This window comes from Candidatus Yanofskybacteria bacterium (assembly GCA_016181175.1).
GTDB lineage: Bacteria > Patescibacteriota > Minisyncoccia > 2-02-FULL-40-12 > IGHO2-01-FULL-4-A > 2-01-FULL-44-17.
The window spans coordinates 65,188-77,764 of the sequence record JACOZV010000002.1 but is presented as its reverse complement, the minus strand read 5'-3'; the positions used below and the strand labels follow the sequence as shown (position 1 = coordinate 77,764).

The following is a 12,577-nucleotide window of genomic DNA, read 5'->3' as shown; positions in this document are numbered from 1 at the left end:
AAAGAAAGGGGGTGTCTTATGCCAGTCAAGAAAAATCAATTTGTTCAAACTTTAGCCGACAGGTGGAATGTCTCCAAGAAACAAGCCGGAGAATATCTGGACATTGTTTTGGAAGAAGTCGTTAAGGCAATGAAAAGCGGAGACAAGAAATTAAATTTGAGCGGTTTCGGAGTTTTTAAGGTTGTTGACCGCCCAGCCCGTATGGCACGTAACCCCAGAACAGGAGAGCAGGTTCAAGTAAAAGCATCCAAAAAGGCCAAATTTACTCCAGCTAAAGCGCTCAAAGAAGCAGTTTTATAAAATAGTACTTTGGATCCCGTTAGAGAGTACGCTCAAATCACTCACCGGTGAATTACATGAGCACTGTTTCCGATATCGGACTCTCTAATGGGACAGGTCTAAGGTATTATTAAATTAAAAACCGCGTAATAGCGGTTTTTAATTTACCGCACAAGATTGACTAAATAAAATGTTTATGCTAAGCTATGTGAAGTGTTTTTTAACAAATTGGGGGAGGATGGCAAAATGCCAAAAAACGATTACGAAATAAAAAGCCACAACAATAACACGGCTGATTTTCAGATTATAGATAAAGTTTTATCAGGAGATAAATCATCATTTGGCGAGCTTTTTGAGAAATACCAGCAAAGAATTTTTTTGGTTTTTATGCGACTAACAAAGGGTAACGTGCACGATTCTGAAGATTTTCTTCAGGATACATTTATATTGGCCTTTTCCAAACTAAGCACTTTTAAAAGAAACGCCGGTTTCTATACTTGGCTTCATAGAATTGCCGTTAATGTTTTTCTTATGTCTTGCCGCCGCAAGAAATATTACGTTTTTTCAATTGAAGAACTGCAAGAATGTCAGGTTACAGACGAAGGCAGAATAGTAAGCACATTGCGAGGTGAAGTTATTACGCATGGCGATCGGTGTGTGTTCAGAAAAAGTGAAATTGGCGAACCTGATCGCACATTAGAAAACGTGCCAAATAAATTATCTGTAAACAAACTTATGCGTGGTTTGCCCCCGGGTTATAAAGAAACTCTAGCGTTACGCGACTTAGAAGGATTTGAATATAAAGAAATCGCCCGCATACTCGGGTGTTCATTGGGAAATGTAAAATCCCAACGCCATAAAGCCCTTCAAAAATTGCAGACTCTAGCCACTTCTTAAGAAGTGGTTTTATTTTTCTTGGAGCGGGTTAGTAGATGACGTTACCTGTCCCGAGTATTCCCGAGGGAGAACCTATTGGGAATCAGCTACAGACTTATTTTATATACCTAGCTTGGCAATAGAAGTAGTTAGGATTAATTACTTGCAGAGATAATTCAAATGAGTTAAATTGGGAGTCAGTTCTATGCATATGAGGGAGTTTTTGTGGCAACACTGATTACTTCACAAACAAAACTAAAGCGTGGGGATATTGTTTGTGTTTTCGGAAGAGTGCTCGGTATTGTAGTTAGGCACGAGAGTTTTCTCGAAAAGCCAGGTTTTTATGCACTCAATAGTTGTCCAGGTGACAAAAAGTTCATAAGAGAAAACGGCGTTGATTGGTATACTCGTCGACACATCAATGACCTTATTCGTGATAAAGCAGAAATTATTACAAGAAATGAGTTGCTTTCAATGTATAAAAAAGAGCCGACTAGTGATTTAAAGTTATTACTTCAGATGACGAAGAGTCGTAAAAACTCAAAGCAGTAGATAGGCTGATTAATAAAAATCAGCTTTTTTTTATTGTGGAGCGAGTATAGGAAATAGGCTACAAAAGTGTTTGTTTTAATGCCTGCTTCATTTGGTTTCTGCCAAAACCACTTTTGAGAAACACTTCTCTGGCTTTGGCATCTTGGTGAGCGTGTTGCTGAAGACGGTTTTTTAGGTTGGCGGTGAAACCAACATAAAATCGCCTATCTTTAAGTGAGAGCAATGTGTATACGTAATACTTATTCATAAGAATAAAAAGTCAGACTTTTTATTCTTAATATAATTATATAGTTGGGGAGGCGAGTCAAACTCGACTCCCCATTCCAACTGTGGGTGAGGGGGTCCCAGTTGGACTGGGGGAGCGGGTAGGGGGCAATGAGAATAAACTGCTTGATTGAAGGGAAAATTAGATGCAGATAAATTCTACAACTGCCACACTTTTTAATTCCGATTTTATTGAACCCGTGACTATAGTCTGGTATAATGAGGCTATGACCAGAATTAATAAACTTAAAAATCAGGCAACAAAACTAAGAGATAGGGGATACTCCTATAACATGATCTCGGCAAGTATAGGAATATCAAAAAGTACTCTAAGTGACTGGTTTAGAGATCGTAAGTTTACTCCTAACATAGAAGTTTTAGATAGAATATACCGCGGGCCCATGAAATCAGCCGAAAAAAGCCACAATCGTAAAGTACAAGAAACTAAGGAATTACTTGAAGCTGGCGCTAAAGAAATCGGAAAACTTAGCAACCGAGACTTGTGGCTTTTAGGACTTGGCATTTATATAGGAGAGGGTACTAAAAATAATGATATTATTCGAGTAATCAATGCTGATCCAGCAGTAATAAGGCTCTCCATAAGATGGTTTAAAGAAATAATCGGCTTGCCAGATGATAACTTTGCCATAAGACTTCATTTATACCCTGATAACAACATTAATGAATCAATCAAATTCTGGAAAAAAGAAACTGGTTTGTCTGATAAAAACTTCCAAAAAGTACAAATAGATCGCAGAGAAAATAAAAAAATCTATAAAAGAAAAAAGCTGCCTTTTGGTACTGCTCATGTTACTATAAAGGCAAATGGAAATATTGCTTTTGGGGTAAAACTATTTAGGAGAATAAAGGGTTGGATATATGGTGTGTTATCGCAATAAAATTGCGGGTATAGTATAGCAGCAGTATGACTCCCTTCCAAGGAGTAGACACGGGTGCAAATCCCGTTACCCGCTCATATAAAACAAAAGGTCTCCATACCCCGGAGGCCTTTTGTTTTATATAGCAAATTAATTACCAAAACATATGGAAAACTGCCGTACTGCCACTATACGATACCCGCGATTTTAACTGTCGGGCCGCCGAGATTCGAACTCGGGCTAAAACGTCCCAAACGTCTCGTGCTACCGTTACACCACGGCCCGTATAAATTTATAAATTTGTAGAATACCCTTTTCTAAATATTTATGGCCTATTGTGTCTCATACTATCTAATGCCCAAGTATACTCAATAACAAGAATCGGTATCCACTGTGGTTCGTTGTGGATTATAAACATAACAATTCCAAAAACAACCGCAATGGTATTGAGACTAAAAAAGGCAACATCAAAAAGCTCTTCGTGCCGTGATTTTTCCTCGTTATTAGTAATATATAAAAGCCATTTCCAAATTTTCATATGTCCGCCCGCGAGGAATCGAACCTCGATTTAGGGATTAGAAGTCCCTCGTTCTGTCCGTTGAACTACGGGCGGTGTTTATTAGTGCTAATTATATCGCATTTCAGCTTGAAAGTAAATTAAAAACTTGTTATAATTTTGCCGTATGGTGGCCGTAGCTCAATGGTAGAGAGAGGATTTAATCCACAGAGCAGTCTTGCAACAATAGGCAGAAACAGATATAATTTAGTTAATGCCCACCATCACATGCCACATTTGTAAGAATAAATCCTATATCAAACCATATCACTTAAAAATTGGCGGCGGGAAATACTGTTCGCGTAAATGCCAAACGATAGGACAACGTCGCGGTAAATTTATAAATTGTTCCACATGCAATAAATTAGCATGGAAAATGCCTAAAGAATTAAGGCATTCGAAAAGTGGTAAATTTTTCTGTACAAAGAGATGTCAGACTATATGGAGAAATGTTTTTTTCTCTGGAGAAAAACATCCATTTTGGAAAGGCGGCCTGCATAGATACAGACATATTCTCTTAAGAAGTCATGCCAAGCAGGCGTGTAAATTTTGTAAGTTAAAAGATAAGAGAATTTTAGCAGTGCATCATTTAGACGAGAATAGGATGAACAATAAAATAGAAAACTTGGTTTGGCTTTGCCATAATTGTCACTATCTTATCCACCACGACAAAGTCGAACATAAGAAATTCATGGGGATCTTGGTGTAATGGCAACACACTTCTCTGTGGCAGAAGGGTCAGGGGTTCGAATCCCCTAGATCCCCCCAAAAAATGGGTATCTTAGAAACTTTAATTACAATTTTTATCGGTTTATTTTTGATTGGTCTGGTTTTAAGTTTGACCATTTGGTTGATGTGGCTGTTTTTGATTTTGGCTATTATTTTGCTTGTTGTAAAAACTGTACGCCGATTTATTAAAAAGTTTAATTACAAATAGTGACACACCTTGAGATACGCAAAAAATTCCTAAAGTTTTTTGAAGATAGGGGACACAAGATTGTTCCATCAAGCTCGCTTTTGCCGAATGATCCATCGGTGCTTTTTACTACCGCCGGCATGCAGCAGTTCAAACCATACTATACCGGCGAAGCCGATCCGATGAAAGATTTTGGTTCTCTCAACGCCGCATCCATCCAAAAATGCATCCGTACCTCTGATATAGACGAGGTGGGGGACGAATCGCACCTTACTTTCTTTGAAATGCTCGGGAATTTCAGTTTCGGCGGTTACTGGAAAAAAGAAGCGATTGAATACGCCCATGAATTTATCACCAAGGAAATGGGGTTAGAGATTGATTATATCTCGGTATTTGGCGGAGCAGACACGCATGAGATATTTGAATTAAAAAAAATTAAAGCCGACCCCGTGCCAACAGATAAAGATTCGGAACAAATTTGGAAGAAAATTGACCCAAACATAAAAATAGAGGCGAGAAAAGGAATAAATGGATTGCGTGATAATTTTTGGGGTCCCACCGGAGACGAGGGTCCCTGCGGACCGACAACAGAAATATATGTTAAAGGTGTTGAAATTTGGAATATTGTTTTTAATGAATATAATTGTACAAAAGATTTTAAATTTGAACCCCTAAAGAAGCGGGGCGTGGATACCGGTATGGGGCTAGAGCGGCTGGCAATGGCAGTCCAAAACAAAAAAAATATTTTTGAAACAGACCTCTTTGCTTTTGGAAATGGGCTACCGAGAATCATTGCTGACCACGCTAGGGCAGTTGTTTTTCTTATTTCTGACGGAGTTTTACCTTCAAATAAAGATCAGGGCTATGTTTTGAGACGTTTGATACGTCGAATCATAGTAAAAAGAAATGATACCGCCAATCTTTATGAGATATTGAACTCTGTCATTCACGAATATAAATATTTCTATGCCAATTTGGACGAGAATAAAATACGGGAGGTATTCAAAGAAGAAGCCGAAAAATTTTGGAAAACGATGTCGCGTGGTTTGGCAGAATTAAATAAATTAGAAATTGTTGATTTGTTAGCCGCTTTTAAACTTTATGAGAGTTACGGTTTACCTTACGAAAGCATTAAAGATTCAGGAAAAGCCAAAAATCTAACTCGTGAAGCGTTTGATGAGGAATTTAAAAAACACCAGGCCAAATCACGTGCCGGCGCAGAAAAAAAATTTGGCGGACATGGGTTAATATTGGACACCGGGGAATTAAAAGCCGGCAGCGAGGAAGAATTGGCCAAGGTTACACGTCTGCATACCGCAACACATCTTCTGCATGCTTCATTGCGCAAAGTACTGGGCGAAGAAGTGCATCAAGCCGGGTCTGACATTACCCCAGAACGCTTAAGATTTGACTTTACATTCCCACGCAAAATGACTAGCGAAGACATCAAACAAGTTGAAGAAATCGTGAATAAAGCCATTGATCAAGACCTCCCGGTAACTACGCGGGAAATGCCATACGAAGAAGCGCTCAAAAAAGGCGCTTTGGCTTTCTTCAAACTCAAATATCCGCCGATTGTGAAGGTATACACAATTGGCTCCGATGATAAGCCATTCAGCCGTGAACTCTGCGGAGGGCCTCATGTTGCTCACACCGGCGAAATCGGCAAATTTAAAATAAAAAAAGAAGAATCAATCTCCGCTGGTACTCGGCGGATAAGGGCAGACATTAGTTAACAATTTTCATCAAAAAAAACGGGTAAACCCGTTTTTTTGTTACCATACCCCATTTAACTTGACATCTTGTATTGTTTTAGTTATACTTTCAACCGTGAGTTTTGAACCTTTAAAATACTCAAAAAATCTCTACTTTGGAGGCAATTATGACAGATGCTAATACTACTGTCCAAGAACAAACGATGACCAACCAACGAGAACAAATGATTGCAAATAAACCTGAAGAACAACTTCTGGCAGAAATAATGAACATGCAGAGACAAAACCCAACCGCTAAAAAAGCCGAAAAATTATGCCATTTAAGAATCAATTTTTCAATATGCTTTGTCAGGTTTGCTTATGCTTTTTATGGTCTTGACCGTAAGCAGTTAGAAACCTATACCCCTGAAAAACTAAAAATTTTAAGCAAATTGATTCTTACGAAAGCTAAACCACGGGCAAAATTGGAAATTCTATTTGGTTTTGTCCCTATCTTGGGGTGGATTTATTTGGCAACCCGGTTTACCAATTTTAATTACTGCCGCATCTATAAAAAACTACAAAAAATGTGCGGCGAGGATTTTATTTGCCACGAAATATTAAATAAGGCCATAAATGGGGAATATGACTACGACGGTTACTAATTAAAGGAGGGAACCATGACACCAAAAAACACGACTTCAAAAACTGACGTTGATATGGAACAGCTGTTTAGAAAAGCTAAACCCCTGATCAAAATTGCGGCTGGAATGTTTGCTGTGGGTAAATTTATCCAAACCAAAATCAATGCCCAAATTAATTATCAAGTTTTTGAAGAACAACTGCTTGATCAATATGACAAATTGATAAGTATGGGTTTCACGCACGAACAAGCAACTTCAAACATAAAACTGTTAGTAGAAAATATATTAGCAAACGTAAAAAACAAGAATCAACTAGGAAAAAACGATGAATAACCTGGCGAAAAGAGAAACTTGGACAATATCTTTTCCGAGAAACCGATGGACTGGATTGGCTAAGGTTGGCGCATTGGCAATCGGCGGATATGTGGCGTTAAAAGTCACCTTCGGACTGATCGGGATTGCGTGGATAGTCGCGTCGTGGCTTATCTTGCCGACTGTAGTTGTGGGAACTGTATATTTGATAGCCAAGAAATATTTTAGGAGATAGCCATGGATAATGGGGCCACAATGGATAATAAATTAATTGCAAATACTGAAAAAGAAAGATTCTTGAAAAAGTTAGGGGAATTGCAAGAAAAACATCGGACTGCTAAACAAGCTACTCAAATACAAAATAGAAAAAGTGAATTTTTAAATATTTTTTACGTACTCGCTTACAAGTTTGAGGGCTTGTCTAAAAATCAAGTAGACAGTCTGGAAAAAAGAGAAAAAGAATTATTGGCTGAAAAGATTTACGACCGCTCTAAGTTTTGGTCAATTATACAAATTATTTTTGTGATCAGCAACCCGGTAGGATTAATAACGATGGCTATAGACCTTGTTAACCTACATACTAGAAACAACAGCTACGATGAATTTTTGCTTTACAGTTTCTGGTATCGTATTCATACAAAGAAATTAAAATCAATATACGGCAAAGATAATTATTATTTTCCGAACTAAAAAAGGAGGAAACCATGACAAACATGATTGTACCAAGCAACAGACAATCTTCTAAGTTTTCCGTTTCAAGTTATAAGAGAAACTTCCAATCACCCAACGACAGGTCTTTGAAAGAAAATATGAAGGCATTGAACGCTAGCAAAGAAGAACTGGCGAATAACAACAAACTGGTCAAGAAAGCTCTTGACCTGCCGACTGACAGAACAAGGAGTTTAATGGCACAGGTATTGCATTTCATAATTCCCAGAAAATTCTACGACTCACTGCCCGATGGCATGGTGAAATTCATAGCCGAGGAATACGACGTTCTTGAGCTAATTGAACGACTAATGCGCACCAACGTCAACAATACGCAGGACGCATTGCGTAACATTGCTGCCTGTGCCCAAGCCAAAGCTGAAGATCTGGATAATCTGGCGGCTGATATCGCAACGGCGCAAAAAGAAAACTGGGATGCCCAACAGTTACAGCATTATATGGCCGAACGGGCCGGCGTGCCAATCTATGAAGAAGTAGCGCGCCTTCTGGACAAAGAATTTAGCATCTTAGATCCTGAAGAGCGGGAGAAACGCAAGATTCAGTTGTTGGAACAATTACTATCTAACATTATCATCGGCGAAGAGCTGATACATACTTTAAGCAAGGTTTGTTCCGCCGGACTGGAAATTTTCCACCGCGGCGTAGGCCAATACTTTGACTATGTTAATATTTACCGGCCGGTTGCGGTAATCCGTGATTCGGCGCAGACGATGGTTGACATGAACCAGTCAATGTACGCGTCAAAGGATGCGGTAGTGGCGACATTCCAGGCCTCGCTCAACGCCATTGAAACGGCGGTAGATGCGGCAACTTTGGTTAACAATTACAGAATCGCTTCATCAGACCTAAAGAAACTGCTCCAAACCGGCCAAAGCCGAATTATGGGCAAACTCAAGACCCTGCAAGCTACCACCGAAAAACTTGCTCTAAAACCGACACAAACGGCAGAATCCATTTAATTTTTGTTCTTTTACTTAAACTCTGGAAATCCAGAGTTTTTAATTTGACGGAAACAATTATCTGTGCTATGTTAAACCAACCTAAGATCCTTGAAAATTTGGGAGCAAGAATGACAGTAGTGAACCAGGAACTTGCGCTTACGAAACATGGTAACACAATATTTATTGACTATGCGGACTGCCTGCAGAAGTTACAACTACTAATCAATTCCATACGCGCAAAAATTGCCATCGGCAACTCGAAACTTTTGACCAAAAATTCTGATTTTCTTAATGTTGTAGCCATTGCTCTTGAAGCTCAACATAAATTAATTAGCCATCTCAATGACGAACTCATAAGTTGTCCGACTGCCTGGGATGAAACGACTTGTTTTCCTTCACATCCCACATTGATTGCCGACTTGCAGAAATACGCGGAAATTTTCAAACCGCGCGATGCAACATTGATGACGGTACTGCGCTCATTTGCTCATTGGGAACACCTGGTTCAAGAAACTAGTATTCGCTGTTGCGGGTCAATGTCCAAATTGACAACCGTCAGGATGGACATAAAACTGAATCACATTTTGAAAACCGAGGACGGCTGGCTAAGTTTCCGGCAGTTGATCGGGGTTGAGTCAAACGATATCAGCCATCAAGAACTGCGGGATTATTTTGACTTCAGACGGCCAAGCAAAGTCATTGACGGTCTGATGATTATTTTAAGCCGAGAGTGGCTTTTGCGGGTCAAGGATGGCGAGCTGGAAACCAAGGAAGTCAAAACAGAAAAAGCAGAACTTTTCAATCTGGAAAAATTCCAGAGCATGCTTAACTCATTACAAATTGCATAGAAAAGGAGGGGAAAATGGAAAATCAAACTGGATTAATCGGTCAAGACGTATTGGCCACTGCCATACAAGAAGCCGAACAAGAAAAAATCAAAAAATTAGAGTTAAAAAAGCAAGAAAAAAAAGAGGAGCTTGAACAACAAGAAAAAAATTATATTATCCATTTAAATAGCCTGCCTGATCAGTTGTGCAGGCAATACTTAAAAGAACTTGCAGACATGACACCACAACATATTGATAGGGTACTGAACGATACTCACTCAAAAATCAAAGTATTGCGTTCTGTCATCATGGACCTAAAAAAATGGAGAAGAATATATTGGATGACAAAACCATTTACCTTGTTAACCCTCCCTCTAACTTTCTTACTCGGATGGATGGCAATATCCAGATTAATCAGCCCGGTTATTCCGCTTATGTCATTTACAATCATGACGATGCTTACCGTGGCTTATGATTGGGTTTGTAATACAGACTCAATAGGTAAAGTTTTACAAACTTTGTTCAAGAACTCTTATCCAAACATACCCCCGCTAGGCAAACTCGTGACTAAAGTTATCGCTTGCTGTATAAAAAATATTGCCGAATTGGAAGTCAAGTGCCAGAAACTTGTTGAATAAGGATAAAAGGGGGATCATATGAAAAACTCAACAAGCTTGTTTAAGCAGGACCCGTTGGCTTTGGCATTAATGGAAGCCCGAGAGAAAAAATGGCTTGAATTAGAAAAACAAAAATCGGAATTGGAACAAAAAAGACAAACTAAGTTAGAGCATATCAGAGGAATAGCCAAACGTACCGTAGAACTTTTTTTGGTAAATAAACTGGGCATAGCCAGTTATAGAATCCAAGACATTGTGGAAAACAAAAATACGAAGCTGCAGGTGTATAAAATGACTCTTAAATCTTTGCTTTTAAGCATGGCATTACGCTACTTTGTAAAATTAAATCTCTTGGGGTTATCGGCTATCTCTCTTTGGTCATTTATACGCTCATTGATGTTAGTAAGTGATACTACTTATACTCTTGGGTATCTTGGTTTTAAATTTTTTGCAGGAACAATGGGTTTCCTTGTTTGTTTTTTCATTTATATTCGTATTAAGTCATGCTTTTTAAGATGGACATCTTTTCACAACGAGCCTCTAACGTTTTATGAATTCCGAAAAACAGTTGGAGTTTTAAGGCAAGATATTTCCGATATGGAAAAACCCGACCAAAAACTGATTGGACAAAGTTAAACCGCATATACGCGGTTTTTTTTATTGTTTATATTAAAAGTGTTATAATTAGGTTGGCTAATGTCAACCAAAATAATCCATGTCCTCAAAAATGAAAATTTTGACGAGGTTTTTGATTTGTTCAAAAATACAGAGTCTGAAGAGGTAATTTTTATTTTTCCCAAGGGTTCCAAGCTTGCAAGACAATCCCAGCATTTCACCGCCATCAAGCGCGAGGCGGATTCATCCGGCAAACATGTCAGCATAATGACCAGCGATCCTATCGTTGAACAATTTGCTTCACAAAATAAGATAGAGCTGATTAAGTCTCCGGAAATCAAAAAACACGACAGTCCAACAGTGATAAGTACATCAGAACAAACCACAGTAGAACAATACGCTGAATCGGAGCCAGACATTCAATTGGCAGCCGTTAAAACAACAACCATGCCCAAAGTAATAAAAGATATTGTAAGACCAGAGTATGAAACAAAACGGCCAATAAAAATTAAAGAAGAAACAACAAACCCGTTTGACGTGGAGATTACAAGAGGAATTAAGGAAGAAAAAATTGCCGGCGACATAACAAGCGTTTGGGCGCGGACAAATCAAGACACTGCTCGAATAAAAAAAATAAAAGCTTCGGGAATTTTCAGGAAAACTCCATTTTTTCTAGCCAGCGGAGCGGTTTTGGTTTTAATTCTTGTTCTCTACACTACGCTTGGCAGCGCTCGAATAATAATCAGCCCCCAGAAACAAGACCTTAACTTTCCACTCAAGATTTCGGCCTCAAGTTTGGCAACATCAGTAGATTTTGATTTTAATCGCATACCCGGCCAGCGCTTTGGCTATAAGGACAGCGAGTCCGGTACATTCGAGGCTACCGGCCAGAAAGATGTGGCCCAAAAAGCAAGCGGTAAAATCACTATATACAACAAGGGGTTCACGACCCAACGTCTTGTTGCCACTACCAGGTTTAAATCACAAGATGGCTTGATTTTCAGAATCCCCCAGACTATCACCGTACCAGCCGCGACCAAGACGGGCACCGTAGCAACAGAAGGCGTGATTGAATCGGCAGTTTATGCCGATAGGCCGGGACCGGAATATAATATCGCTCCTACCACCTTTTCAGTGCCCGGTCTAGAAGGAACACCGAAGTTTGAAGATTTCTACGCTGAATCTGAAAAACCAATGACTGGCGGCGTCATCGGACTCTCAAAAGTGGTTACCGAAGAAGATTTTATCAAGGGACAGGAAGCTGTTACTGCAAAACTTAAAGAAAAGATATTACAATCACTCAATGATCAGGCAGGCGAACTAAAAATCCTGGATTCAATCATGATAAAATTTGATCCGCCAATATCAAATGCCAAAGTTGGTGAGGCGGTAGAAAACTTCCAAATAACAGTTGGCGGGACAGCTAGTACTCTAGCTTTTCGCGAATCTGACATTTTAGAATTAATTAAAAACTATATCTCCCAAAAGGGTAATTTGGAACTAGTGGAAAAAAACCTGACACTTAACTCTACCAACCCCCAAAATAATACTGACAACACAACAATGACTTTTGACATGCAAGTTTCCGGACAAGCAGCCGTTAAAGTAGATCAAGAAAAAATACTCAAAGATATACAGGGAATGAAAGAAGATGCCATACGTGATTACTTTAAAAACATGAAAGAAGTTGAATCAGCCCGTATTACTCTTTCGCCATTTTGGGTCAAAAGCATCCCGAAGGATCAGACAAGAATTAAAATAAGCATAGAAAAAGAATAGGGGATTGACATGCAAATAGCGTTCTGCTAGACTTAAAAACAATGGAATAAGGTTAAGAATAGCCTGATTTCCAAGTGAAATCTGGTTTTTTCTTTATT

17 protein-coding genes and 4 tRNA genes are annotated in these 12,577 nt (G+C 39.0%); 17 read left to right on the top strand and 4 right to left on the bottom strand.

The window, feature by feature from the left end:
- The first annotated feature begins 18 nt into the window (after positions 1–18).
- The 3 genes from HYT61_02320 to HYT61_02310 all read left to right on the top strand — a co-directional run bounded on the left by HYT61_02320 (position 19) and on the right by HYT61_02310 (position 1,707).
- Positions 19–300: an HU family DNA-binding protein gene (locus tag HYT61_02320; GenBank protein MBI2063053.1), complete on the top strand. Its 282-nt coding sequence runs from the start codon at positions 19–21 to the stop codon at positions 298–300.
- Between the two features lie 225 nt (positions 301–525).
- Complete coding sequence (locus HYT61_02315) at positions 526–1,176, top strand: sigma-70 family RNA polymerase sigma factor (GenBank protein MBI2063052.1); 651 nt, start codon at positions 526–528, stop codon at positions 1,174–1,176.
- A 204-nt stretch (positions 1,177–1,380) separates the two neighbouring features.
- Positions 1,381–1,707 (top strand): hypothetical protein, encoded by a 327-nt coding sequence (locus HYT61_02310; protein MBI2063051.1) that lies wholly within the window; start codon positions 1,381–1,383, stop codon positions 1,705–1,707.
- A 58-nt stretch (positions 1,708–1,765) separates the two neighbouring features.
- Here HYT61_02310 and HYT61_02305 read toward each other — a convergent pair whose 3' ends face one another.
- Positions 1,766–1,954 carry a GIY-YIG nuclease family protein gene (locus HYT61_02305; protein ID MBI2063050.1) on the bottom strand — a complete coding sequence of 63 codons (189 nt, stop codon included), beginning with the start codon at positions 1,952–1,954 and terminating at the stop codon, positions 1,766–1,768.
- 163 nt (positions 1,955–2,117) lie between these two features.
- On the opposite strand from HYT61_02305, the gene HYT61_02300 reads away from it, so the two are divergent.
- Both HYT61_02300 and HYT61_02295 read left to right on the top strand, forming a co-directional pair.
- Positions 2,118–2,870: a helix-turn-helix transcriptional regulator gene (locus HYT61_02300; GenBank protein MBI2063049.1), complete on the top strand. Its 753-nt coding sequence runs from the start codon at positions 2,118–2,120 to the stop codon at positions 2,868–2,870.
- Between the two features lie 4 nt (positions 2,871–2,874).
- Positions 2,875–2,945 (top strand) — tRNA-Gly (locus HYT61_02295).
- 118 nt (positions 2,946–3,063) lie between these two features.
- Here HYT61_02295 and HYT61_02290 read toward each other — a convergent pair.
- The 3 genes from HYT61_02290 to HYT61_02280 form a co-directional block, all read right to left on the bottom strand.
- A tRNA-Pro gene (locus HYT61_02290) sits at positions 3,064–3,134 on the bottom strand.
- A gap of 40 nt (positions 3,135–3,174) precedes the next feature.
- Complete coding sequence (locus tag HYT61_02285) at positions 3,175–3,387, bottom strand: hypothetical protein (GenBank protein MBI2063048.1); 213 nt, start codon at positions 3,385–3,387, stop codon at positions 3,175–3,177.
- A gap of 3 nt (positions 3,388–3,390) precedes the next feature.
- A tRNA-Arg gene (locus tag HYT61_02280) sits at positions 3,391–3,462 on the bottom strand.
- Between the two features lie 637 nt (positions 3,463–4,099).
- Between HYT61_02280 and HYT61_02275 the strand changes: the two genes are divergently transcribed.
- From HYT61_02275 to HYT61_02220, 12 genes are all read left to right on the top strand, one after another.
- A tRNA-His gene (locus HYT61_02275) sits at positions 4,100–4,173 on the top strand.
- A gap of 4 nt (positions 4,174–4,177) precedes the next feature.
- Positions 4,178–4,342, top strand: a complete 165-nt coding sequence (locus tag HYT61_02270) for a hypothetical protein (GenBank protein MBI2063047.1) — start codon at positions 4,178–4,180, stop codon at positions 4,340–4,342.
- Complete coding sequence (locus HYT61_02265; GenBank protein MBI2063046.1) at positions 4,342–6,057, top strand: alanine--tRNA ligase; 1,716 nt, start codon at positions 4,342–4,344, stop codon at positions 6,055–6,057. The genes HYT61_02270 and HYT61_02265 overlap by 1 nt, the downstream gene beginning before the upstream one ends.
- A 146-nt stretch (positions 6,058–6,203) precedes the next feature.
- Positions 6,204–6,680, top strand: coding sequence for a hypothetical protein (locus HYT61_02260; GenBank protein ID MBI2063045.1), 477 nt, complete (start codon positions 6,204–6,206; stop codon positions 6,678–6,680).
- A gap of 15 nt (positions 6,681–6,695) precedes the next feature.
- The gene (locus tag HYT61_02255) at positions 6,696–6,992 is read left to right on the top strand and encodes a hypothetical protein (protein MBI2063044.1); all 297 of its coding nucleotides are present in this window, start codon (positions 6,696–6,698) and stop codon (positions 6,990–6,992) included.
- Positions 6,985–7,206: a hypothetical protein gene (locus HYT61_02250; GenBank protein ID MBI2063043.1), complete on the top strand. Its 222-nt coding sequence runs from the start codon at positions 6,985–6,987 to the stop codon at positions 7,204–7,206. Before HYT61_02255 ends, HYT61_02250 begins: the two co-directional genes overlap by 8 nt.
- Before the next feature lie 2 nt (positions 7,207–7,208).
- Positions 7,209–7,661 (top strand): hypothetical protein, encoded by a 453-nt coding sequence (locus tag HYT61_02245; GenBank protein MBI2063042.1) that lies wholly within the window; start codon positions 7,209–7,211, stop codon positions 7,659–7,661.
- Positions 7,662–7,675: 14 nt separating this feature from the next.
- The gene (locus HYT61_02240; GenBank protein MBI2063041.1) at positions 7,676–8,659 is read left to right on the top strand and encodes a hypothetical protein; all 984 of its coding nucleotides are present in this window, start codon (positions 7,676–7,678) and stop codon (positions 8,657–8,659) included.
- 110 nt (positions 8,660–8,769) lie between these two features.
- On the top strand, positions 8,770–9,489 hold the full coding sequence (locus HYT61_02235; GenBank protein ID MBI2063040.1) for a hypothetical protein: 720 nt from the start codon (positions 8,770–8,772) through the stop codon (positions 9,487–9,489).
- Between the two features lie 14 nt (positions 9,490–9,503).
- The gene (locus HYT61_02230) at positions 9,504–10,106 is read left to right on the top strand and encodes a hypothetical protein (protein ID MBI2063039.1); all 603 of its coding nucleotides are present in this window, start codon (positions 9,504–9,506) and stop codon (positions 10,104–10,106) included.
- A gap of 18 nt (positions 10,107–10,124) precedes the next feature.
- On the top strand, positions 10,125–10,721 hold the full coding sequence (locus HYT61_02225) for a hypothetical protein (protein MBI2063038.1): 597 nt from the start codon (positions 10,125–10,127) through the stop codon (positions 10,719–10,721).
- 60 nt (positions 10,722–10,781) lie between these two features.
- Entirely contained in the window at positions 10,782–12,479 is a 1,698-nt protein-coding gene (locus HYT61_02220; GenBank protein ID MBI2063037.1) for a hypothetical protein, read from the top strand.
- The last annotated feature ends 98 nt before the right edge of the window (positions 12,480–12,577 follow it).